The sequence below is a fragment of the Actinocorallia sp. API 0066 genome, assembly GCF_020991275.1.
Taxonomy (GTDB): domain Bacteria; phylum Actinomycetota; class Actinomycetes; order Streptosporangiales; family Streptosporangiaceae; genus Actinocorallia.
On sequence record NZ_JAJLQY010000016.1, the window covers coordinates 145,205 to 169,021 of the forward strand.

Annotated in this window: 17 protein-coding genes; 11 read left to right on the forward strand and 6 right to left on the reverse strand. The window is 72.2% G+C overall.

All coding sequences use genetic code 11. The annotated features are described in order from the left end of the window. Positions 1-13: 13 nt before the first annotated feature. Genes LO762_RS30605 through LO762_RS30615 form a run of 3 tightly spaced genes read left to right on the forward strand, consistent with a single transcriptional unit; the run spans position 14 to position 2,834 of the window. A complete protein-coding gene (locus LO762_RS30605; RefSeq protein WP_230619723.1) occupies positions 14-964 on the forward strand; it encodes an ABC transporter substrate-binding protein in 951 nt (316 codons plus the stop codon). After that, a complete protein-coding gene (locus tag LO762_RS30610) occupies positions 961-2,016 on the forward strand; it encodes an iron ABC transporter permease (RefSeq protein ID WP_230619724.1) in 1,056 nt (351 codons plus the stop codon). The genes LO762_RS30605 and LO762_RS30610 overlap by 4 nt, the downstream gene beginning before the upstream one ends. Then, entirely contained in the window at positions 2,013-2,834 is an 822-nt protein-coding gene (locus tag LO762_RS30615; RefSeq protein ID WP_230619725.1) for an ABC transporter ATP-binding protein, read from the forward strand. Before LO762_RS30610 ends, LO762_RS30615 begins: the two co-directional genes overlap by 4 nt. A 136-nt stretch (positions 2,835-2,970) precedes the next feature. Here LO762_RS30615 and LO762_RS30620 read toward each other — a convergent pair whose 3' ends face one another. Further along, positions 2,971-3,312, reverse strand: coding sequence for a hypothetical protein (locus tag LO762_RS30620; RefSeq protein WP_230619726.1), 342 nt, complete (start codon positions 3,310-3,312; stop codon positions 2,971-2,973). A 498-nt stretch (positions 3,313-3,810) separates the two neighbouring features. On the opposite strand from LO762_RS30620, the gene LO762_RS30625 reads away from it, so the two are divergent. Then, positions 3,811-5,670, forward strand: coding sequence for a DUF11 domain-containing protein (locus LO762_RS30625; RefSeq protein WP_230619727.1), 1,860 nt, complete (start codon positions 3,811-3,813; stop codon positions 5,668-5,670). A 99-nt stretch (positions 5,671-5,769) separates the two neighbouring features. Next, positions 5,770-11,313, forward strand: coding sequence for an FxSxx-COOH system tetratricopeptide repeat protein (gene fxsT, locus LO762_RS30630; RefSeq protein WP_230619728.1), 5,544 nt, complete (start codon positions 5,770-5,772; stop codon positions 11,311-11,313). Between the two features lie 6 nt (positions 11,314-11,319). Here the strand turns inward: fxsT and LO762_RS30635 are convergent, their stop codons facing one another. Together LO762_RS30635 and LO762_RS30640 are read right to left on the reverse strand one after the other, a co-directional pair. Beyond that, entirely contained in the window at positions 11,320-12,414 is a 1,095-nt protein-coding gene (locus LO762_RS30635; protein ID WP_230619729.1) for a serine hydrolase, read from the reverse strand. A 34-nt stretch (positions 12,415-12,448) separates the two neighbouring features. Further along, the gene (locus LO762_RS30640) at positions 12,449-13,933 is read right to left on the reverse strand and encodes an MFS transporter (RefSeq protein ID WP_230619730.1); all 1,485 of its coding nucleotides are present in this window, start codon (positions 13,931-13,933) and stop codon (positions 12,449-12,451) included. A gap of 286 nt (positions 13,934-14,219) precedes the next feature. On the opposite strand from LO762_RS30640, the gene LO762_RS30645 reads away from it, so the two are divergent. The 3 genes from LO762_RS30645 (at position 14,220) to LO762_RS30655 (ending at position 15,537) form a co-directional block, all read left to right on the forward strand. Next, positions 14,220-14,783: a hypothetical protein gene (locus LO762_RS30645; RefSeq protein WP_230619731.1), complete on the forward strand. Its 564-nt coding sequence runs from the start codon at positions 14,220-14,222 to the stop codon at positions 14,781-14,783. After that, positions 14,780-15,232, forward strand: coding sequence for a hypothetical protein (locus LO762_RS30650; protein ID WP_230619732.1), 453 nt, complete (start codon positions 14,780-14,782; stop codon positions 15,230-15,232). Before LO762_RS30645 ends, LO762_RS30650 begins: the two co-directional genes overlap by 4 nt. Positions 15,233-15,330: 98 nt before the next feature. Continuing rightward, positions 15,331-15,537, forward strand: coding sequence for a DUF4287 domain-containing protein (locus LO762_RS30655; RefSeq protein ID WP_230619733.1), 207 nt, complete (start codon positions 15,331-15,333; stop codon positions 15,535-15,537). A 9-nt stretch (positions 15,538-15,546) separates the two neighbouring features. Here the strand turns inward: LO762_RS30655 and crcB (LO762_RS30660) are convergent, their stop codons facing one another. Together crcB (LO762_RS30660) and crcB (LO762_RS30665) are read right to left on the reverse strand one after the other, a co-directional pair. Further along, positions 15,547-15,903 (reverse strand): fluoride efflux transporter CrcB, encoded by a 357-nt coding sequence (gene crcB / locus LO762_RS30660; protein ID WP_230619734.1) that lies wholly within the window; start codon positions 15,901-15,903, stop codon positions 15,547-15,549. After that, positions 15,900-16,334: a fluoride efflux transporter CrcB gene (gene crcB, locus LO762_RS30665; RefSeq protein ID WP_230619735.1), complete on the reverse strand. Its 435-nt coding sequence runs from the start codon at positions 16,332-16,334 to the stop codon at positions 15,900-15,902. Before crcB (LO762_RS30665) ends, crcB (LO762_RS30660) begins: the two co-directional genes overlap by 4 nt. 488 nt (positions 16,335-16,822) lie before the next feature. Here crcB (LO762_RS30665) and LO762_RS30670 point away from each other — a divergent pair, with 488 nt between their 5' ends. Together LO762_RS30670 and LO762_RS30675 are read left to right on the forward strand one after the other, a co-directional pair. After that, positions 16,823-17,893 carry an alpha/beta hydrolase family protein gene (locus LO762_RS30670; RefSeq protein ID WP_230619736.1) on the forward strand — a complete coding sequence of 357 codons (1,071 nt, stop codon included), beginning with the start codon at positions 16,823-16,825 and terminating at the stop codon, positions 17,891-17,893. A 196-nt stretch (positions 17,894-18,089) separates the two neighbouring features. Then, entirely contained in the window at positions 18,090-20,207 is a 2,118-nt protein-coding gene (locus tag LO762_RS30675) for a tetratricopeptide repeat protein (RefSeq protein ID WP_230619737.1), read from the forward strand. Between the two features lie 1,030 nt (positions 20,208-21,237). Here LO762_RS30675 and LO762_RS30680 read toward each other — a convergent pair. Next, the gene (locus LO762_RS30680; RefSeq protein WP_230619738.1) at positions 21,238-22,911 is read right to left on the reverse strand and encodes a hypothetical protein; all 1,674 of its coding nucleotides are present in this window, start codon (positions 22,909-22,911) and stop codon (positions 21,238-21,240) included. Positions 22,912-23,282: 371 nt separating this feature from the next. Here LO762_RS30680 and LO762_RS30685 point away from each other — a divergent pair. Continuing rightward, positions 23,283-23,817, forward strand: a 535-nt coding sequence (locus LO762_RS30685) for an IS607 family transposase (protein WP_230619739.1), incomplete at its 3' end; no start/stop codon positions are given.

Here is a 23,817-nt window from a genome sequence, read left to right on the forward strand (position 1 = left end):
AGAAGGAAACCCAGTGAACAGAACGGCGGTCTTCACCTCCGCCCTGACCCTGTGCCTCGCCCTCGCCGCCTGCGGCGGTGGAGGCGACAAGACGGCCGACGCGGCCTCCACGGCACCCGTCACCGTCGAGAACTGCGGCGCCTCCTACACGTTCACCCGGACACCGGAGAAGGTCGTCACCTCCAGCACCGTCGCTACCGAGGTCGTCCTGGCGCTCGGCCTGAAGGACCGCCTGGCGGGCACCGTGGCGGCCAAGGACATCGTGCCGGAGTACGCGTCCGCCCTGGACAGCGTCAAGGTGATCGCCGAGCAGGCGTTCCCGCCGCCGTCGAAGGAGGTCGTCTATTCGGTCGGGCCCGACTTCGTCGTCAGCGGCTACCCGGACGACTACGGGCCCAAGGCCATGGGCGACCGGGAAGCTCTGCAGCGGGAAGGGGTCAACACCTACCTCCTGTCGGCCAACTGCCCCGGCCACAAGGCGAACCTGGACGACGTGTACGCCGACCTCACCCACCTCGGCCGGGTCTTCGGCGTCGAAGGGGCGGCGACGGACCTCGTCGCGAAGCTCAAGGCAGACATCGCAGCGGTACGGCCCGCTACGGGCGCCCCCAAGGTGTTCGACTACGCGGGCGGCAAGGACAAGCCCGCGACAGCGGGGTCCCGCGCTCTCATCGACGACCTCATCACCCGCGCGGGCGGCTCGAACATCTTCCCTGAGGTCACCTCCTACACGCAGGTGAGCTGGGAGGAGGTCGTCAAGCGGAACCCCGACGTGATCGTGGTGGAGGACCAGGCGTTCGAGCCCGCCGACGCGGCCATCGCCTTCATGCGCTCGTTCGGCCCGCTCAGGGACGTCACGGCGGTCCGGGAGAACCGGTTCGTCGTCATCCCCGTCAACGACACACAGCCGGGCGTGCGGGGCACCCGAGCCCTGCGGACGCTCGCCACGGGGTTCGGCGCGTGAACCTGACGGTTCGTGGCGCGGGACGGCTCTTGGGCCGTCCCGCGTTGCCCGCCCTCCTCGTCCTTGCTCTCCCGGCCTCCCTGGTGACGGCCGTAGGACTCGGCCCTGTATCGATCCCCTTCACCGACGTTGCACGCATCGTCGGCCATCACTGGCTTCCGTGGCTTGTGGAGGCGGGGCCGTCAGGGCCGCAGGCCGTCATCGTGCTCGATCTGAGGCTGCCCAGGGTGCTGCTGGGCGCCGCCGTAGGCGCGGGCCTCGCTGTCGTCGGCGCGGTGACGCAGGCCGTGTTGCGCAACCCTCTGGCCGACCCTTATCTGCTCGGTGCGTCCTCCGGCGCGTCGTTCGGTGCGGTCTGTGTGCTCATCGTGGGGTTCAGCCCGTTCGGTGTGTTCTCGCTGCCGCTCGCGGCGTTCGCCGGGGCGATCGGCGCGTTCACCCTGGTGCTGCTGCTGGCCGGAGGCGCGGGACGGCTCGCGCCGACCCGGCTCATCCTGGCCGGGGTCGCGGTCGCCGCGTTCACCGAGGCCGTCACCCACTACCTTGTGCTCACTTCTCCCGACAAAGAGGTGCGTTCCGCGATGTTCTGGACGCTGGGCGGGCTCGGCGGCACCCAGTGGCGCGACATCGGCGTCCCGATCCTTGTGGTGCTGTGCGGCACCGCGTGGTTCTGGGCCAACGCCGCGCGGCTCAACGCGCTCGTCCTGGGCGACGAGGGCGCCACGAGCCTCGGCCTTGAAATCGACGGCCTACGGCGTCGGATGGTCGTCGGATGCGCACTCGTCGTCGGGGCCGTCGTGGCGGTGAGCGGCGGCATCGGGTTCGTCGCGCTCATGGTGCCGCACGCCGTCCGGCTGGCGCTCGGCGCCGACAACCGGCTCGTGCTGCCGGTGAGCGCGCTCGCGGGCGCGGTGCTGCTGGTGTGGGTGGACGTCGCCGCGCGGACGCTCCGCCGCCCCGACGAGATCCCCGTCGGCGTCCTCACCGCCCTCATCGGCGTGCCGTTCTTCCTCGCGCTGCTGCGCCGCGCCGACCGGGCGGAGACCGCGTGAAGCCCGTCGCCGTCAGGCTTGACGCGGTGTCGTGGGCCCCGGCCGGGCTGTCCGGGATCTCCTTCGACGTCGCGCCAGGGGAGACCCTCGGGCTGCTCGGCCCCAACGGAAGCGGGAAGTCCAGCCTTCTGCGCTGCGTCTACCGGCACGTCCGGCCGTCGTCGGGAGCCGTCCTTGTTGATGGCGCTGACGTGTGGCGTACTCCTGCGCGCCTGGTGGCGCGGATGGTGGCGGCTGTCACGCAGGACGTCCCGGGCGACCTCGACACGACGGTGGAACAGGTCGTCTCCCTGGGGCGGCTGCCTTACCTCGGCACCCTGGGCCGGCTTGGACGGGACGACCTCAGGCTCGTCCGGGAAGCCATGGAACGCTGTGACGTGACGTCGCTGGCCCGGCGTCGTATGGCGACGCTCTCAGGAGGGGAGCGCAAACGCGTCCAGGTGGCCCGCGCGCTGGCCCAGCGACCCCGGCTGCTCGTCCTCGACGAGCCGACCAACCACCTCGACCCGCATCACCAGGTGGCGCTGTTCCGCCTTCTGGCCGACCTGGACGTCACCGTCCTCATCGCCCTCCACGACCTCAACCTGGCCGCCGCCACCTGCGACCGCCTGGCCGTGCTCCACCACGGCCGCCTGACGTCACTCGGCTCACCCGCCGAGACCCTCACACCCGCCCTACTGTCCACCGTCTACCGCGTCTCCGCCGACGTCACCCCCTCACCCACCGGCCCTCCCACCGTCACCCTCCACCTCCCGGAACGCCCCAGCCGAGGCCGGAACGTGACGTCGCGGGGCCAGGCGGTCGAGCACCCGATGTGAAGCCTTGGGTAGGGCTGCTGGGCTGTGGGCTGTGGGGTGACGGGTCGTGCGGCGGCCGCGAAGGGGGCGGGCCGCCGCACGGGCTCCGTGCCGCCGGGTTCGGGTCACCGGTGCGGCGGTGTCGCGGGTCGGGGAGTCAGACAGCGAGGTCGATCTCGGGGCCGATGTACTCCTCGGCGGTGACGACCTTGCCGTCGGCGACCGTGGCGATCTGGATGATGTGCACGTTGGTGCCCTCGAGGGTCGCCGACGTCTGCGCGAAGAAGCCCTTGTCGGTCAGCGTGTACCGGGAGTTCCGGAACGGCGGGAGGCCGCCGCGCGAGTGCACCGCGTCGATGGCCTCCTTGAGGGTCACCCACTTGTCGTCGTTGCTGTGCCACACCTTGCACTCGGGCGAGCACAGTTCGTAGAACTTGTCGACGTCCTTCAACGCCTCGAGCCAGCCGTCGGCGAGTTCTTTCACGGTCTTGACGGACATGTCTCCGCCTTCCTCCCATTCGGGGGGGAGTGTGACCAGCGGCACACGGCGGAAAGCATCACACATAATGCATGAAATAACAAGAACCGGGCGCCTACGCGGGCCTGAGGGTTGCGGACGTGGACGCCGTTCGGCTGACACGGCCCAGACTCGATGGGCGCGCAAGGCAAGTGCCCGAAGCACGTGTTCCCATGGACACGCGACGGCTGTCGGTGTGCGGGTGGGCGGGGCAGGTGATGTCTGGGCCGGGTTCGTGGCGGCTGTGGGGGTGGCTAGGTGGTGTGTTGGTCGGATGGTCGAGCTTTGTGTTCCGGTGCGGGGGATTGGGGGTTGTTGGGGGTGAGGGGAGGGGGTTGTGGGGGTTCGGTGGGGGATGGTGGGGCTGGGAGAGGCGGTGGGGTGGGTGGGGTGAGGAAGTCTTGACCTTGGGAGGTCGTGAGGGGGGTGGGGTTTCGGGTACCGGTACACCCGTCACGATCTTGACGGGGAGGTCCGAGAGTGCAGAGACGTCGTGTTGTCGGTGTGGCGGTCGCCGCCGCGCTGGCCGGGTCCGTCGTCGCCTTTCCCGGGGCGGCGTCGGCGCGGGGAACGCTCGTCGCCGAGCCCCGCTCCTCGGGGGAGGGGGCCGGCTGCCCGCAAACGGGGACGGGAATCGGTGAACCGGAGCCGGGGGTGTGCCCGGCGATCCAGCCGAGACCCGCGACCTCCGGTTCGATCACCACCGGGACGTCCGGCTCGGTCGGCTCGGGGGCGAACACCTCGGCCTCCGGGTCGGTCGGCTCGGGCTCATCCGACCCCGACCCGACCGGCTCCGGGCCCTCGGGCTCGGACTCGCCCGGGGGGGCCGACACCTCGGTGTCGGACTCGACCGGTTCCGGCCCGTCGGGCTCCGATGCGGCCGGGCCCAACGCATCCGATTCCGGTACGACCGGCTCGGACTCGTCCGGCTCGGGCGTCTCAGGGGCCGGGGAGGCGGCGGTCGTCGTCGGGGAGACGGTCAAGGCCGAGGAAGGGGTGCAGGTCACGTTCGAGCAGCGCGGGACGGGCGACGGCCTCGACGGGGAGGGGATCGCGTTCTTCCTCACCGACGGGCCGCGGGTCGTCGAGACGTCCGGCGGGTACACGCTTCCGGGGGCGTCGCAGCAGGTGCAGTTCGTGTCCGGGACACACGGGCTCGGGCTGCACACGTTCGGCGACTGGGAGCAGCGCGGGTACGGCTGCGCGCAGGCGTCGCCCTCCGGGACGGTGTTCCTCGTGCCGCGCTCGCTGGAGCTGAACGCGCCGGGTGACGGCACGACCGGCTACTGCTGGCTCAGCACGTCGGGCGGGAAGGCGACGTGGTCGTCGTCGTCCGGGCAGGCGCTGGCGCCGCTCGTCTACCTGCAGGCCGACGCGGCGTGGGCGCAGAGCGCGGTGATGTCGCGGATCGTCCGGGTCACCGTGACGCCGTCCTCGGTGCTCACCGTCGAGTTCGACCTCCAGGACGGGCGCGGCTTCCAGACGGCGCTCTCGACCGTCCTGCCGACGCCGCTCCCGCGGATGTACCAGGTGGGCTTCGCGGGCTCCGCGGAGCTGTTCACCGACCAGCAGGTGATCCGCCACCTCGTCGTCTCGAAGATGCAGACGGCGCAGGTGCAGACCACGCAGGTGCAGACGACACAGGTGCAGGCGCAGCTGCAGGTGCCCGCCCAGCTTCTGCTCCCCGTCCAGGTGCAGACGCAGACGCACACGCAGGTGCAGGCGGCGCAGGTGATCCAGCTTCCCGCGCAGACCGAGTCGGGCCAGGCGCGCGCGCAGAGCGGCCTCGGCCTCGTCAAGCGCGTGCAGCGGCCGACCGGGCCGGTGGAGGAAGGCGACAGCCTCTCCTACACCTTCCGGGTGACGAACACCGGTGCGGCGGCGCTGCGTTCCGTGGCCGTCACGGATCCGCGGATCACGGACGTGAGCTGCCCGGCGGACACGCTCGCCGCGGGCGCGGCCCTGACCTGCACGGGGACGTACACCGTCACCGCCTCCGACGTGGCGGCGGGCAGGGTGACGAACACGGCGACCGCGAGTGCCGTCCGGGTCGACGACGAGTCGACGGTGACGTCGCGCCCGTCCTCCGCGACGGTGGACCTGGTGCGGCGGCCCGCGGCCCACGGCTGCAAGGACAAGTGCGACAAGCCGCGCTTCGAGATCTGCCGCGACCGGCCCTGGTACCCCAACCCGTGCGTCGACGAGCCCTGGCACCACGGCCGACCGTGGCACCACGGCAAGCCGCGCCACCACCACAAGCCGAAGCACCATCACCACAAGCCGAAGCCCAAGCCGACCCACCACAAACCCCGTCCGCGCGAAAAGAAACCGCTGCTCTGACCGTTACCACCCGACGGCGGCCGCGACACCTCGCGGCCGCCGTCACTCGTGTGCCGCACGGTGACATTTCCGTGCCCTTGGTGCTGCACCATGGAGGTGATGCGCTCCACGGGGGTTCAAGAGACGAGGAACCGGGACGCGCCCTCGGGCAGGCTGCTTGCGGTCTCCACCCTGGGCGTCGCGCTCTCGGTGGTCGTCGGCCTCGTCGGGAACGTGGTGACGTCCGGCCCGCTCCCGCTCGGCCTCGACCGCTTCAAGGGCTATGCCCCATTTGTCCTGGTCGGTGGGTTCCTGCTGCTGCTCGGCGTCACGGTGACGCAGATCGCCGCGGAGGCGCGGACGACGGCACGCCGCGACGGCCCTGAGGCGGCGCGCGAGCGAGGGGTCTTCCGGGGCTGGCCGTGGGCGGCGTTCGCCTCGGGTCTGCTCGCTGTCAGCGTGGCCGTCCTGCGCGGCTTCGGTGCGATCCCCTCCGGCCTCGACCCCTGGGCCGTCGTGCTGACGGCCGCCGCCAGCGTCGTCAGCCTCGGGATCGTCTGGGCGCAGTTCCTCTGGCGGCGTCGGCAGCTCCGTAGGCTGCCTCCCGCCCTGCGTGCCCTCCTCGACGTCCAAGGCAGAGGCGCCAGGGCCGCGCACCGGTACAGCTACTCCGTCGGCAGCACTCCGCCGCTCATGGAGATCTACGTCGAGCAGCAGAGCGAGCGGCTCGGGGCGCCGCGCGCGCAGGGCGGTCCGCTTACGCTCGCCCAGATGCTCGCCGCCAGTCGGCACTGCCTTGTGCTCGCCGAGCCGGGCGTAGGGAAGTCGACCGCTGTCACCCGGGTGCTCCAGGAGCAGAGCGCCTGGTGGCTCACCGCCCGACGCTCCGCCGACCCCGCGACGGCGCCGTACGGGTCCGTCGTCCCCGTCCTGCTCCCGCCCGACCTGCACCACCGCGAGACCCCCGCCGAGGCGCTGGCGGCCGAATGCGCCGCCCGCACCGGGCGCGAGGTGGCCGCCGCGCTCTTTGAGGGACCGCCGCCGGACGGCGAGCGCTGGCTCGTCCTCATCGACGGCATCGACCATGTGTTCCTCACCCGGGAGCGCACCGAGGTGCTGGCCAGGCTCGGTCGCTGGATGGCCGACGGCGCCGCGCACCACCGCTTCCTCATCACGACCCGGCCGCTGCTGCGCGGCGAGCTCGGCCTGCTCGGCGCGGACACCGCCGACAGGTACGTCCTCCAGAAGTTCGACGAGGCGGGCCTGCGGACGTTCGTCGAGCGGTGGGTCGCGTTCCGGACGGCGCAGAACGTACCGGGCATCGACCCTGAGCCGATCACGGTCGAACTGTTCCTGGCGAGCGTGGCGTCGTCGTCCCTGTCGGCGCTGGTACGCATCCCGCTTATCGCCAGCATCACGGCGCTCCTCCTGGAGTGGAGCCGGGAGTCCGCCCTACCGACGAGCCGGGCGGGCTTGTATGAGGTGTACATAAGGCACCTGCTGGATTCCCGGCACATGGAAGCCGCCCGTCCCGCTGCCGAGTTCGAAGGTGCGGGCGACCGGGGCAGGGCCGCGTGGGTGTGGCTGCACGACAACCTCCGTCCGCTTCTGGAGGGCGCGGCCGATCTGCACCTTTCGTCCGCCAGGCCCGGGGTGCACGAGTGCGCCGTCCGCTGGGTCGAGGACAGCGCGCCGCCCGGCATCCTGCGCGGCGTCCCGGCCTGGCGCGAGGCGCTCGGCCGCGTCCTGGTGAGCACGAGTCTTATCGTGCCGGGCCCCGGCGGGCTCAGGTTCCTGCACCCCAGCTTCGCCGAGTATCTCGCCGCAGGGCCGCGCGGCCGGGCCTTCGCGTTGGAGACCTGGCTCGCCGACGCGCGCAACCCCGACAGCCGGGCGCTCGCCCTTTTTGTCCTCGCCCGGATGGCCGAGCGGAACCGGGGCGCGAGCCTCGGCGACACGTTCGCCGAACTCACCCTGGACCGCGGGGCCGCCGACGTGCTCGTCGCCGGGGCGATCATCGCCGACGGCATCGAGGTGGCGCCCGAGTCGCGCGACCGCACCGTCGCCGCCCTGTTCGACATGCTCCGGCGGGACGACCAGACCGCCGCCGACGCGCTCGGCGTGCTCCTCGACCTCACCTTCGACGCCGACGTCAGGGCCCGGCTCGTCGCCTTCGCCGCCGATCCGGCACACCCCGACTGGATCCGCGCCGACGTCGCCGAGGCGCTGTGCGGCGTGGACCGCACCCAGGGGGTCCGCCTGTGCCGTCGTGTTCTCGCCGTCACCAGCGATACCGCGCTCCGCCACCGTGTCCTGCTCCTACTGATCGACTTGGGCGAGGCCACCCACGACGAACTCCAGCGCGCCGCCCTGACGACCTTCGACCCGGCCGCCGAGACGACGGGCTTCCGTGCCGTCCGATGGTTCCGCGACATGGCGGACGACCCGGCCGCCCGCCCCCGCGACCGCCTGGCCGCCCTGACGGCTCTCGCCGTGCGCGACGACGCCGTCGAGGACGCGCGGTTCGAGGAGGCGCTGCTGCACCCGGAGACGACGGTCCAGGACCGCCTCCAGGCCGCGCGGGCGGTCGTCCGCGCGGACGGCGAACGCGCCACCGCGATCCGCGCCCTCATCCGCCGCGTCGCCTTCGCCGGACACCCACCGGACGTCGAAGTCCCCCTCCTGGCCGCCCTGGCCGCTGACGGCGACGACGGCGCCCGCGTCACCCTCCTGAACCGCTCGTACGAACTCGGCCCCGCCTTCCACAGCGCCTATCCGTTCGTCCAGGCACTGCGCGACACCGTCGGCACCCGAAGTTCCGAAGCCACCCCCCGGCCCTGGGACGAACCCCCCGACCGGGACTCCCCGGACGACTCCGAACACCCCATGACCATCACCCCCGCCGGCACCACCGTGCGCCCAGAGGCAATCGTGTCGCGGGGCAGCGTCCCCGCACCGTTCGTACCCTCCGGGGATCGGGTGATCTGGCATGGCGTCCCCGACCGCAACCCCCGCTTCGTCGGCCGCGAACACCTCCTGACCCGGCTCACCGAGCGCTCCACCCACGCCCCCGCACGACCGGGCGATGACCCGGCACGTTCGGACCGGCCCGTCGAGCCCTCACAACGCGACGCTGGGCCGATGGGCGGCGAAGCCCGGCACCCGAGCCCCGAGGCCGGGGATGCGGGGCGTGCCGCCGGGCCTCCGGGCCGGGAGGTCGCGCGGCCGAGCCGCGGCGCCGGTGGGTTGCGGGGAGTGCTGGTTGGGGAAGCGGGGGCGGGGAAGACTCAGGTGGCGGTTGAGCATGTGCACCGGAGCGGTCGGCGGTACGGGTTGGTCTGTTGGGTTCGGGCGGTGGGGGTCGAGGAAGTTCGGCGGGGGTTGGCGGGGATGGCGGGTGATCTCGGGTTGGCCGGGGTGGCCGAGGTGGGGGTCGAGGAGGCGGCGGACGGGGTTGTCGCCGCCCTGCGGGACGGGGCGCCTGTGCGTGACTGGTTGGTGGTTCTGGACGGGGCGGACGGGGCGCGTGATCTCGGGAAGCTCCGGGAACTCGTCGACGCGCTGGCTTCGGGGCCAGGGGACCTTCTTGTCACGTCGCGGTTCAGGTGGCCGGCTGGCTTTGCCGCGTTCACGGTCGAGGGCTTCTCCCGTCAGGAGAGCGTCGAGTTCCTCCGGGGATCGGGGATGTCGGAGGAGGACGCCTACCGGCTCGCCGAGGCGTTGGGGGACCAGCCGCTTGCCCTGGAGCAGGTGAGGGTGCTCGGGGAGGAGACCATGATGACCGTGGGGGAGGCGCGGGGGCGGCTCTTGAGTTCGCTGGAGGGGGTCGCGCCGGCGGACGCGGAGTGGTCGGCGGTACGGCCCGGGGCGCTCATCCGGTTCGTCCTGGGCAGCCTCGGGGCGGACGCGTTGGGGCTGATGCGGTACCTGGCGGTGCTGGGTGACGGGCTCGTCCCCTTTGGCGTGTTGCGGCGGCCGGGGGCGGAGCGCAGGTCGGACGGCGGGGTGCTCGCTGATCCGGTGCGGCTCGAGCGGGCCGTCGCGGAACTCGTCAGGTTGAGGTTCGTGGAGCGCGAACGGGGCGGGGTGAGGATCGGCGTGAACCCATCCGTCAAGGAGGTGGCGCGGGAGGGGCTCGCACCCGAACGGCTGGGTGAGCTCCGCGCGGAGATGCTGTCGTTGATCGACGGATACGTACCGGATGATCCGCTTGATCCGGCTGGCTGGCCGCGGTTCTCGGCGGTGCTGGGCCACGCGCTCGCCGCCGGAGTGGTGGAGCGGGACGAAGAGTGGGCGCGTGGGCTCGCGCTGCGCCTCGCCCGGTACCTCCGCGCGACCGGAGACTACGCGCAGGCTCGCGACCTTCTGCGAGCGCTCATCAACCGCTGGAGCCCGCAGGCCACGGATGCGGAGTTCGGGTCGGGGCTGGCGGGTGCCTGGGGGTTGTTGGTGCGGGTGCTGGTGGAGTCGGGGGAGGTCGCGAAGGCGGGGGAGGCCGCTCGGGTGGTGGTGGCGAGGCTGGACGGTGGGGCGGAGGCGGGGCATTCGGCGGTGTTGGCCGCGCGGCGCGCGCTCGCGGTGCGGGCGCGGGTGCGGGGGGAGGCGCGGGTCGCGCGCGCTGAGGCGGACGCGATCCTGACGGCGGTGGAGGAGGCGGGCCCGCAGGCCGGTGACGCGCTGGACACCCTGCATGACGCGGCGGGCGAGGCGCTCCTCAGGGGGGACGACTTGCGGGCGTTCGTCCTGTACCGCCGGGAGGCGAACGCGGGGGAGGCCAGCGTGCTGTCCGCCGCCGACCTGCTCGACCGCGTGCTGTCCGAGCAGGCGGCGTCCGGGACGCGGCGGCTCGCTTACGTCAGGACGCGGGCGCTGGCCGGATTGGCCCGCACGGCCCGGATGTCCGGGGACACGGACGAGGCCAGCCGGATGAGTTCCGCCGTCGTCGCGCACGCGGAGGCGCAGTTGGGCGGGGGCCATCCGCTGACGCTGCGGGCGGTGCTCGACCGCGCCGTCGTGGATCGGCTCGCGGGTCGGCACGCGGTGGCGGTGGACGGCGCTGAGACGGCCCGTGCGGGGTTCGCCGCCCGGTTCGGCGCCGACCATCCCGAGACGCTCGCGGCCGACGTCACGCTCGTGCAGGGCCGCCGCGCCGCCGGGCTCCTCGGGGACGACGACGTCGAGGCGGCGACGGAGACGCTGGCGCGCGGCGTCCGAAGGCTGGGTCCGGCGCATCCGTACCTCGGCCTGTACGCGGCGTCGCTCGCGTCGGTGCTGCGGCACAGCGGCCGCCCGGACGAGGCGCTCGTCCGGGACACCGAGGCGCTGGGCGTCCTCGCCGCCTCCCTGGGCGAGGAGCACGTGTGGACGCTCGGCGTGATCGTCCACCGCTGCTCGGATCTCGCCGCCCTGGGCCGCTGGCATGACGCGCTGGACGGCGCCGACGAGGTGCTGAGAATCCTGAGTCCGGGATTCGGCCGGAAGCATCCGACGGAACTCGCCTGCGTCACCAACCTCGCCCGCGATCTGCTTTCGCAGGGGATGCGTCGAGGCGCCTACCTCGGCCGTGACTACGTCGGCCTCAGCTTCCCGGACGGCTCCCCGGTCGGTGTCTTCCAGCGCGCCGCGCCGCGCCGTGAGTGCGACCTCGACGTTCCGCCGCTGTGAGCGGCGTCAGCGGGTGCGGGCCACTTCGGCGGCGACGGCTCGGAGGGCGGGGAGGGTTTCGGCGTCGGCCGGGTTGTAGAGGGTCGAGCGGACGATGACGACGTGGTGGCGGGTGGAGACGTAGATCTTCTGGTCGAAGGCGCCGGAGGCGTAGAAGCCGTGGCCGGGGTCGATCCACCACTGGAGGCCGTAGGAGGGGGAGACGCCACTAGGGGTGGTGGCGGCGCGCACCCAGGAGGCGGGCACTACCTGGCGGCCGCCCACGCGGCCCCCGTCGAGCATCAGCTTGCCGAAGCGGGCGAAGTCGCGGTCGGTGGCGTAGAGGCAGCAGTAGCCCATGCCGTTGCCGTGCGAGTCGTTGCCGAGGTAGGCGGTGCCGCCCATCCCGGCCGGGCCCCAGATCTTGCGCTGGACGTAGGCGTGGAACGGCTGCCCGGTGGCGCGTTGCAGGACGAGGGAGAGGACGGCGGTGTCGAGGCTGTTGTAGTTGAAGCGGCTGCCTGGCTCCCATCCGCGTCGTGCGGAGGCGGCGGCCCGGAGGGTGCTGCGCGCGCCGAGGCTGGACAGGACGTGCTGGGGAACCGTGTCGGGCACCTCGCTCCACGCGACGCCGGAGGACATCCGCAGCAGGTTGAACAAGGACACGTCGCCGTAGGCCGACCCGTCCAACTCGGGGACGTAACGCGCCACCGGGTCGGAGAGGGACTTGATCCGTCCCTCGTGCAGGGCGATCCCCACCGCGTCGGACGTCAGCGACTTGGCCATGGACCAGGACTGGAACAGGAACCGCTGCGAGTACCCTCGCGCGTACCACTCCTTGACGATCCTGTTTCCGTCGAGCACGACGAAGCCTTGGGCCGTCCGGCGTAGGTAGTCGTTGAGGGTGTGCCGCTTCCCGTCGACCGTGTACGTGACGTCGAGGGGTCGCGGCGCGCTGACGAGCCGCACGGGCCGGTGTGAGGCCGAGAGCGCGTCGAAGCCGGGCAGTACCGCGTAGGGCAGGACGGGCCCCGTCACGTCCCGCGCGGACGCGGTGGCGGGCGCGGCGCCGAGCGTACCGGCGAGGACCAACGCGGCGAACACCGAGAGAACAGGACGCATGGGACTCCTCGCGGGGACGGGGAACGTGGAGCGATCACGGCGCCACCCCCATGGTCCGCCCGTTTTGTCCCCTTGTCCTGTCCGGATCCGGGCGGGAAGCCCAATTGACAACGCATCCAAAAGAAGGGCGGCCACCCCCCGGGAGAACAGGGTGGCCGCCGCCGTCGGACGCGGACGCGTTACGCGGGCGCCGCGACGGCCCCCGGTCCAGTTCGTCGCCGCGCGTCTCGCGCAGCGCGAACGTGCAGCCGACCGTCACCAGGCAGAGCAGCGCGAGCAGAAGCCCGAACGCGTAGGACCCGTACGCCGAGATGAGCGCGGCCGCGACGATCGGAGGCACCGCGCCGCCCAGCACGCCGGCGATGTTGTAGCAGAACCCCGACGCCGTGTACCGGTAGCGGGTGTTGAACAGTTCGGGCAGGAACGCGCCGACCGGGCCGTAGGCGATCGCGTTGAGCACGAGCGTGCCGCAGACGCCGACCGCGAAGGCCCAGGCTGTCCCGATCTCCAGGATGGGGAAGAGCAGCAGCGCCCACACCGCCGACGCCAGGCCCGCGCCGATGATGACGCGCCGCCGTCCGATCCGGTCGGAGTAGGACGCCGAGAGGATGAGCGCGACGGAGAAGAACCCGCCGCCCAGGATGCCCACAGACAGGATGGTCGTGGTGGGCAGCTTCAGGACGGTCGATCCGTAGGACGTCAGGTATCCGGCCGCCGTGTAGAAGAACGCGAACACCAGGACGAGGATGCCGGAGCCGAAGAGCATCTCGCGCGGCTGGTGCTTGAACGCCTCGAGGAACGGCGCGCGGGCGACGCCGCGGGACGCCTCGCTCTTGAACACCGGGGTCTCGTCGATCCGCAGCCGCACGACCAGGCCGAACACCACGAGCACGGCGCTGAGCAGGAACGGGACGCGCCAGCCCCAGCTGACGAACGCCTCGCTGCTCATCGTGAGGTGGGTGATGAGGAACGTCAGGTTCGCGAGGCAGATCGCGAGGGCGCCGCCGAGCGAGGCGAACATCGACCAGAAGCCGCGTTTGGCCTTCGGCGCGTTCTCCGCCGAGAGAAGGGTCGCGCCTGTCCATTCGCCGCCGACAGCGAGGCCCTGGAGGAAGCGGAACAGGACAAGGAGGATGGGCGCGGCGACGCCGATCTGTGCGGCGCCCGGCGTCAGGCCGATGAGGACGGTCGCGACGCCCATGATGAGCAGCGTGCTCACCAGGGTGCGCTTGCGGCCGAGCCGGTCGCCGTAGTGGCCGAAGATGATCGAGCCGAGCGGCCGGGCGACGAACGCGACGCCGAGCGTGGCGAAGGACGCGACGGTGCCCGCGGCGGCGCCGAGCGCGGGGAAGAAGACCTTCGGGAACACCAGCGCCGCGGCGGTGCCGTAGATGAGGAAGTCGTAGTACTCGATGAGGGAGCCGGTGCCGCTCGCGATGGCGACCCTGCGCAGGGTTCTCTTGTCGGCCACGGCTTCCGCGGGGGCCGCGGTCTCCGTGTCCGGTGCCTGCTGGTTCACGGGTTTTCCTCTCTGACATGGGGGTCGGGGCCTCGGCGGGACGCGCGTGGGGCGCGCGCGCCGCGTCGGCGACAGAGTTGGGCGGGTCCGGGCGGGGGTGTCCGCCCGGAGTGGATCCCGTGTGGTGTGTGTCGTGCATCATCTGTGATGCTCAACACATCGCGGACAATATATTAAGTACACGAACCCTGGCAATGCCGTGTTGTGTCCGTGTTGTCGGGAGTGGGAACCCGCGCGGCGTTTCGCGCATCCCATTCCCTGGAGGACGATCGTGAGGAGAACGGCTGTGCGCGCGCTGAAGGCGATCGTGGCGGTGGCGGTCATGCTGGCCGTCGCCTGGTTCTCCACGGTGCACGGCGTGCTCGAACTCAAGCCGGCGTGGGACGCGACACGCGGCGGCGGCACCCCTGGGACGTTCCAGGTCGAATCCGTCAACCGCAACGCCAAGACTGGCGCCTGCGGCTGGACGGGCACCTTCACCCCCGTCTCCGGCGCGCCCCGCTCCGGCGTCGACTACGAGGGCGACGGCGAGCACTGCGCGCCCGCGGACGGCGAGCAGCGCCCCGCCCGCGACACGGGCTCCCGCACGACGGTCTACGGTGGCGCCACGACGGGTCTCGGCACCCTGGTCGGCGTCACGATCGTCTCCGTCCCGGCCCTGCTGGTCCTCCTCGTCGGCGGCGTCATCGGCGTCCTGGGGCTCCTGTCGCTGCGGCCCTCCCGCCGCTCGTCACGGCCGACCGGGGACGCGCTCACCCCCGGCCAGCGCGCGCTCCTCAACCCGCGCCCGCGCACCGCGCCCCCGCCCCCCGGCTGGACGTCGGGACCGTCCGGCCCCCCGGCCCCGTGACCGGCCGCTCGCCGGCGTCCCGGCTCGGCGGCCTCGTCGCCGCGGCGGCCCTGCTGTTCGCCGGCGTCCTCATGGTGATGGCCGTCCCCCGCGAGATCCCGCACCGCGTCACCGCGCTCCAAGGCGGGGGAGTGCAGGGCGTCTTCGAGTACCAGTACGACTCGTGCACCCTCCGCAACGGGGAGTGCAGCCGGAAGGGCACCTTCCATCCGCCGGACGGTCCGCCACGGCCGGGCGTCGAGTTCATCGGCCCGTTCCCCGGGTCCGCCGCGCCCGGCGCCACGATGCCCGCCTACGACACCGGCTCCGGCAAGGACGTCTTCGCGCCCGGCCCGTCCGTGACGATCCTCCTGGAACCCGCCCTCCTCACCCTCCTCGCGCTGGGCTTCCTCGTCGCCGCCCCCATCGTGGCGACACGGGCCGTCCTGCCCACCCCCCGAAACCACTGAGCAGCGGGACGAAACCGCCCGGGACTGGTGAAAACGCCCATTGGCGATCTTCCGCGACACTAGGGTGGACTCTGTTGGCCCAGCCGAGAGGACACGCCATGACCGAGCCCGTCAAAGGCCCCGCAAGCTACTTCCCGTCCATCGAGAAGAAGTACGGCCGTCCCGTAGGGGAGTGGCTCGACCTCGTCCGGGCCTCGCCGCTCACCAAGCACATGGAGATCGTCGCTTGGCTGAAGTCCGAACACGGCCTCGGCCACGGGCACGCGAACGCCCTTGTCGCCTATGTTCGCGCCGAGGGAGCCTGACCTGAGGGGTCAGAAGGCTTGGGCGATAAGCAGGCCGGTGTAGGCGGCGGTCAAGCACGTCACGGGGGTGACGAGGACGTTGGCGAGGGCGTGGGGGAGGGAGCCTTCTTCGACGAGGCGGAGGGTCTCGTAGGAGAAGGTGGAATAGGTGGTGAGGGTGCCGCAGAAGCCGACGCCCGCCAGGGCCGTCCAGGCGGGGGAGAAGGTGGCGGCGGCGAGGAAGCCCAGGACGAGGCTGCCGATGATGTTGACGGTGAGGGTGCCCCAGGGGAAGGCCGAGCGGTGGCGGCGCCGGACGTGGTGGTCGACGAGGTAGCGCAGCGGGGCGCCGACGGCGGCGCCGAGCGCGACGAGGAGCGGCGTCACGCGGCCTCCGCCCGGACGGTGGCGAGACGGCGGGTGAGCCGGGCCGCGAGCGTGACCGCCGTCAACGCGGCCGCGAGGGTGCCGACGAGGTAGAGCAGGCCCGTCACCGGACGCCCCGCCGCCATCGAGTGCTGAAACTCCACGACATAGGTGGAGAAGGTGGTGAACCCGCCGAGCACCCCGACGCCGAGGAACGGCCGGACCAACGGATGGGCCCGCGACACCTCGGTGACCACCACCATCAGCACGCCGATGAGGGCACAGCCGAGCACGTTCGTCAGGAACGTCGCCCAAGGGAACGCGCCCGGTTCGTGCGGAAGCGCGAGCGTGATCCCGTAACGGGCGAGCGCACCGAGGGCCCCGCCCAGAGCGACGACGCCGAGGGCTGCGCGTGAAGGGTGCCGCGCGACAGGCGGCGAAGTTTCGGACATCAGGGACCTCCCTACCGGCATGACAAGGTCATCGGTAGGGACCGTTGGCGCGTCCTCGCACGGTTTCCCCGGACTCCCGGGACGGCGGGCCCCACCGCCGCGCACACCCGCCAGAACCACGAGCCTGCCCACCCAGAATACCCGACCCCCCGCCCCGGGGCAGCACGGCGAAATGCCGGAAAAGCGCAAAGCGGCATTTCCCCGCCGCGACGGGGGAAGGACTCCCGGCAGATCCTCACAGAGGAACACGGCGCGGCCCGGGTTGAGCGACCTCGGGCCGCGCCCTCCCCGGCCGGACCTGCCCGACCCGATGCGCGGCACCCGCTCCACCCCGTCGCGCCGCCCGAGACGCACGCGTCCGCCGCGCGGCTCGCCCACCCGGACACCGTCCCGCCTGCGCGTAGGTTTTATATAGACATGTGTGTCTTTATGTCGGTATGTTGCGGGCGGGCCTTGGCCCGATCCGCCCCCCGATCGAGGAGACACCGATGCGATCGTTCCCGTTCGTGCGTGCCCGCCGCCGGGCGCGTGCGGGCGCCGTCGCGGCGCTCGTGTTCGCGGCGCTGGGCCTGAGCGCCACCGCAGCGCACGCCGACCCGGCGATCCCGGCGCTGACCGACGGCTACGGGCTGACCCAGGTCGGCACCCCCGCCGGAACGCCGGGCAACTTCGTCGTCACCGTGAACACACCGCAGGTCAGCGGGCCGCAGAACATCAGGATCGTGCTGCCGACCGACTACTTCACCGCGCCGACCAAGCACTATCCGGTCTTCTACCTGCTGCACGGCGCGCCCGACGACCCGGTCAACATGACGCCCGACGTCCTCCCCGCGCTCAACGGACGCGACTCGATGATCACCGTGATGCCCGACGGGGGCGAGCGCGGCTGGTACTCGAACTGGGTCAACCAGAACACCGCGGCCGGAGCCCAGAACTGGCGGAACTTCCACCTCGACCAGGTGATCCCGTTCATCGACGCCAACCTGCGGACGATCCCCACCAAGCAGGGCAGGGCGATCGGCGGCATCTCGATGGGCGGATTCGGCGCGCTCCGCTACGTCCAGGACAATCCGCACCTCTTCCGCGACGTCGCCACGTTCTCCGGGCTCCTCAACATGGAACTCGTGATCGCCAGGGGCGCCGTCGCGGCCTCCGCGACCAACATCGGCCACGTCCTCCTGCAGTCCTGCGGCGGCCCCTGCTTCCCGGACTTCGGCCCGATCGTGCCCGCCAACGCGATCCTCGGCCAGTTGTTCCTCCCGTTCCTCGGGCCGCCGGCGAACATCCTGGCGATCAACCCGACGTCCAACATGCGCAAGACCGAGGGCGTGCACGTGTCGCTCTACACCGGCACCGGCAGCCTGGAACTCGCCGCGGAACCCTCCGCCAACGCCGCCAAGGCCAGCCTCGACCACCTCGGCTACCCCTACCACTTCGTCAACTACGGCAACGGCGCCGGCTTCGGCGACGGTAGCTGCGACGGCGGCCACAACCGCTTCTGCTGGAACCAGGCCCTCCTCGACCACCTCCCCCGCCTGGAACTCGCCTTCTCCTCCTGACCACCCCGAACCCCCGGACCCCCGCCCAGGCGCGCCCTGCGAGCGGGGGTCCGGTCTCGCGCCGCGACCGCCACCGCAGGACGTCGCGCCTCTACGGGGGCGGTGGCGGTCTTCGGCGGGAATTGCAGGGAGTGGGTGGCGGGGGTTGGGGCCGGAGGTTATGGTTCGCGGGGGCGGTGAGTGCGGGGAGGCGGGCGTGACGCAGGCGGACGGGTACACGAACCGGGCGACGGCCGAGATGATCGGCACGCTCACGCAGTTCCGCGACCTGTACGGCGGGATGCACCTGCACCTGCCCGAACAGCGCAAGGAACGCGCGGTGCCCCGGATGCTCGGGCCGCGCAACGTCCACTACACCGACCGGGAGGACCAGCTCGCGGCGCTCGACGCGGCACGGGCCCGCGCCATCGAGCGCGGCGTGCCGCTCGTCGCGGTGTGCCTCGGGCCGGACGGCATCGGCAAGAGCGAGCTCGTCACCGAGTGGCTCGGCAGGATCGCCCACGACGTCCCCGGGCCGCACCTGTACGCCGACATGAACGAGACGGGGCCCGTCACCGCCAAGGAGGTCCTCGGCCGGTTCCTGCGCCTCATGGGCGAGCCACCCGAGGACCTGCCCGACGACCTCGCCGAGCTCACCGGCCTGTTCCGCACTCGCACCCACGGGGTGCCCTCGATCGTCTTCCTTGACAACGTCGTCCTCACCGCGCAGGCGAGGCCGCTGCTTCCGGACACGCCAGGAAGCGTCATGGTGGTCACCGCGCGCGGGCTTGACGGGACGCTGCGCGGCGCGGTGCCCGTCCCACTCGGGCGGATGGCCGACGCGGCGGTGCTGGAGCTCGTCGCCCGGGTCGCCGGGTTCGGGGTGGCCGCCGACCCGCGGTCCGGCGAGCTGGCCGCCGCGCTGGACGGCAGCCCGCTGCGCGCGTTCACCGCGGGCATGCAGCTCGCGCTCGGCCAGCCGCTCGCCGAACTCGTCGGGGAGCTGCGCGGGCCCGCCTCGGCGCCGGACGAGCCGACCGGCCTGCTGGACGCCGCCTACCGTCGGCTGTCTCCTGACGCTGCTCGGGTGTACCGGGCCTTGGTGGGGCTGCTACGGCGCCGGTTCACCGTGCCGATGGCGGCGGCCGCCGCCGGGTTGGACGACGCCGCCGCGCCGCTGGCGGAGGTCGTCGCGGCCGGGCTGGTACGGGTGGAGGGAAGCGCGCACGTCGTGGACACCGTCACCCGGAAGCACCTGGACGGCCTCGTGGCGGAGGCCGAGAAGGAGGCCGCGCTAGGCCGGGTCGTGGACTGGTACCTGGCGGAGTGCGTCAAGGCCGACTACTCGGCGATGCCCAAACGGTGGCACCTGGGCGAGGCGTACACGGCGTACAAGGACGGGCCGCCCCCGCTCACCGAGGCCGACGCGATGGCCTGGCTTGAGGACGAGATGGACGCCGTCCTCGCCGCCGTGCGGGCCGCCTCGGCGCGCGGCTGGCACAGGCACGTCGTCCGGCTCGCGGAGGCGCAGTGGGCGCTGTGCCTGAAGCGCAAGCCCTACGACCACTGGCGCGCCTGCTACGAACTCGGCGTCCTGTCGGCGACGGAGCTGGCCACGGAGGGCACGGACGCGCGTTTCCTCGGCAGGATGCACTGCGGGCTGGGCTTCGCGCACCTCGGCGCGGGCCGGATCGACGACGCGGTCGCCGCGTTCACCGCCGCGCGGGCCGCCGACGCGGCGGCCGGGCACGTGCGCGGGCTCGCCACGGCCGTCGAGTCGCTCGGCCTCGCCCTGCTCGCCCGCAGCGGCGCCGAACTCCTCCCCGACCTGCGCGCCCGGGACGCCGACGCGGCCTCCCGCGCGCTGGCGGCGCTGGAGGAGAACCGGTCGATCAACCTGTCGGTTCCGGCGTCGCTGGCCGACGCCCGCGCCACCGTCCTCGCCGAACGCCACGTCGGCCGCGCCCTCAGCGCCACCGGCGACCACGCACGCGCGCTGGCGTGCCTGGAGACGGCCCGCCACGGCTTCGCCGCCCTCGACGACCGCTACAACCTCGGCAAGACCATGGTCGACCACGGCCAGGCCCTCATCCGCGCGGACCGCCTCACCGACGCCGCCCCCGTGCTGCGCGAGGCACTCGAACTCCTCCGCGCCGACGAAAGCCCCGCCGAGGTCGTCCGCGCCCTGGAGACCATCAGCGTCCTCACCCACCGAGGCGGCGACCCCGAAGGCGCCGCCCTCTGGCTCGACCTGGCCCTCGAAAACCTCCGAGCCCGCTCCCACCCCCACACCCCCACCCTAGAATCCCGCAAATCCACCCTAACCACCCCATAGCTCACGCGCCGAAGACGACGTCTCCATCTCACGCCCACTACACCTCGCAACGGCCGTAACAACAGACCACCCCCCGACATGACTTCCGGCACGCTCCCGCCCGCGCGTCCGCTTGACGGGCGGCTGCGAGATGAGGCCCGCGGAATGACCGCGGCGCCGTCTCGCCCACCCCTCCGCTGGACGGCGGCAGCGGCTACGAGGTGGGCAACGCGGCATGGCTGGCGCGGTCTCGCCCGCGCGTCTGCTTGACGGGCGGCTGCGAGATGAGGCCCGCGGAATGATCGCGGCGCCGTCTCGTCCGCCCCTCTGCTGGACGGCGGCGGCTACGAGGTGGGCAGCGCGGCATGGCTGGCGCGGTCTCGCCCGCACGTCCGCTTGACGGGCGGCTGTGGGCTGAGGAGCGCGGAATGATCGCGGCGCCGTCTCGTCCGCCCCTCTGCTGGACGGCGGCAGCGGCTGCGAGGCGGGTAGGGCGGCGTGGCTGGCGTGGCCTTGCCTGCACGTCCGTTTGATGGGTGGCAGCGGCTGCGGGGTGGGTAGGGCGGCGTGGCTGGCGTGGCCTCGCCTGCGCGTCCGCTTGACGGGCGGTTGTGGGATGAGGAGCGCGGAATGATCGCGGTGCCGTCTCGTCCGCCCATCCGCTGGACGGCGGCAGCGGCTATGAGGTGGGTAGGGCGGCGTGGCTGGCGCGGTCTTGCCCGTGTGTCCGTTTGATGGGTGGCAGCGGTTGCGGGGTGAGCAGGGCGGCATGGCTGCGGAGCGGTCTCGCCCGTGTGTCCGATCTGCCGCCGATCGCGTTCGGACGGGCGGGTGCGATGTCGCTCCGGAATCGCGGTGGGTAGGTCGCGCGACAGGCTCACCCTCCGCATCGCTTCGAGCCCAGCCAGGGCCACGATCGCGGGTCTGGGGATCGTTGTTCGGCCGGTGCGGTGGTCGTGGAGGGATGAGAAGAAGCGAAGGTGAGGAGTGAGAGGTAGGCCCGCCCGTGTGGAGGGTGAGGGTAGAGGCGAAGTGGCTCGGGGTGGGGAGGTTAGAGGGGGGTGAAGGTGAGGGAGTGACGGGTGGGGCCGGTATGGAGGGTGAGGGTGGAAGGGAGGGGGACCCGGGTGGGGAGGAGGGCGTGGACGGCGGAGGGGTGGAGGGCGGGCGGGCCGCCCTGGACGAGGAGGGGGGCGGTGTCGCGGGTGGCGACGAGGGTTCCGGTGGGGGTCTCGGCGGCGGCGACGAGGGCGGCGGGGCGGGTGGCGAGGGCGCGGCGGGTCCACTCCTCCGGGGAGGACGTGAGGCGGTGGGCGGGGCAGGTGAGGACGTCGGCGAGGTCGAAGAGCCGGGTGTCGGTCTCGGTGTCGGCGACGACGAGGTGCGCGCCGGGCGGCACGGCGGGCGTCCAGGGGAGGCGGCGGAGGCGGAGGGCGCCGTCGTGCCACGTGGCCGTCACGAGCGTGGAGGAGACCTCGGTGAAGGCGACGTCGGGGGAGGGCACCCTGTCGACGCGCGCGGGGGCCGTCGGCTCCGTGAGGTCCATGAGGCGGTAGAGCTCGGCGCGCAGCAGCGAACCGGAGGCGCCCGGCGCGGAGGTGGCCTCCGCCGTGACGGACGCGTACCGGCGCGCGTCATGGGCCGCGATGGCGTCGTCCAGTTGACGGGCCGGCGGGAGGGCCGGATCGAGGCGCGGGCTGAGAGCGGCGAGCCTGGCTATGGGGGAGCGCGCGTCCACGTCCTCCTCGGGGAAGGCCGCGTACAGGAGGGGACGGCCGAGGACGGCGCCGTAGAACGCGACGCTCCCGTGGTCGCCGATGACGGCGTCGGACGCGACGAGCGTGGCCCGCCAGCCGTCGCGCGGCGGGATCACCAGCAGGCCCGACCGCTCGGCGCGGCGCAGCCAGCCGCGCACCTGCCAGGCGCTGTGCCCGTGCCAGACGTTCGGATGCAGCACCGCCGCGACACGGTACTCGTCGAGCGGCAGCGCCTCCGTCAGCCGCGTGAGCAGCTCCGGATCCCTGCCGAACAGCGAGTTCGCGCCCCACGTGGAGGTGGCGACGACGAGCCGTGCCCCGTCCGGTACGCCCAGCTCCCGGCGGTAGCGCGCCCGCCAGGGGCGGCTCGCGAGAATCCGGTCGAGGCAGGGGTCACCGGCGACGACGGCGGCCGGAACCGCCTCGGGACAGTCGGCGGCAAGGCGCGTCAGCTGCTCGGGATGCGAAAGGACGATCGTCGCGGGCACCACGGCCGACTCGTGCACCAGCCACCGCCGCGAAAGACCAAAGACGGCGTTCGGCGTTCGGCGTTCGGCGTTCGGCGTTCGGCGTTCGGCGTTCGGCGTTCGGCGTTCGGCGTTCGGCGTTCGGCGTTCGGCGTTCGGCGTTCGCAAATACTTATTGTATCCCATGCCATGGGAAAGGATGATGAGTGGCGCTTTTATTCTGTCGAGTTCACCCCCGTAACTCGCGGCGACGGCCAGGTCGAATGGTGTGTCGAGCGCGTTCTCCCACGGAATGCGGATGGCGCCGACATCCGCGAGGAATTCCGCGACGCCGTCCGTGAACACCGAGGAACGCGTCCAAGTGAAGACGACCTGCACGCGCGGGTCGTCTTCGAGCAGCGCGACGACGTCGAGCAGCCGGGTGAGCGACGTGACGTTGTGCGCGACCGCCAGCACCGTACGGGACGTGCGGACACTGGCCCACGCCGGATCGAGCGGCATCCCGGACCACGGCCCGGAGCCGAACGCACCCGACGCGGCCGGGAGTCGAGAAGCGCCAGCCTCGGTGCCAGTCGAATACGTCCCGGAGTTGGGCGCGCCCGATGAGATCGGGGGTTGGGAAGCGCCGACCTCGGGGCCAGTCGAACGCGGTCCGGAGATGGGCGCGTCCGACGAGGTCGGGAGTTGCCGAGCGCCAGCCTCCGGGCCAAGCGAAGATGTCCCGTGTGCGTCGCTCATCTTGCTCCGGGGGCCGAGGGGTGGGGCGGGGCGGGGCCCAGGGGTCGAGATTCTCGGGTCGGGGGTGGGGTGTTTACTGTAGCTGTTGGCTGAATCATCAGTGTCCCTAGGTGTGTCTTTGGGATCATGGATGTGTGAGGTTGTCGGAGTGGGCGCGTCGGAATGGTGTGCGTTACCAGACCGCCTGGCAGTGGGCGCGGGACGGGAGCATGCCCGTGCCCGTGGTGAAGACCGCGACGGGCCGGTATCTCGTCTTGGAGCGGCTGGAGAAGACGGAGTGCCGGACGGTCGTGTGCTGCCGGGTGTCCAGTGCCGACCGGAAAGCGGACTTGGAGTGGCAGGCCGGGCGGGTCGTCACGGCGGCGACGGCGCGAGGTTTGACCGTCGCGGACGTCGTGTCCGAGATCGGTTCCGGCATGAACGGGAAGTGGGTGAAACTCGCCCGCTTCCTGTCCGATCCGGACGTGTCGGTGATCGCGGTTGAACACGGCGATCACCTGGCCTGGTTCGGGTTCGAACACCTGCGAGCGGCGCTGTCGGCGACCGGGAGGCCGATCGTGGTCGTTGATGACACAGAGGTCGAAGACGACCTGGTCCGGGACGTCACCGAAGTACTGACGTCGTTGTGTGCTCGCCTGTACGGGCGTCGGTCGGTTGCGCGCCGTGTGA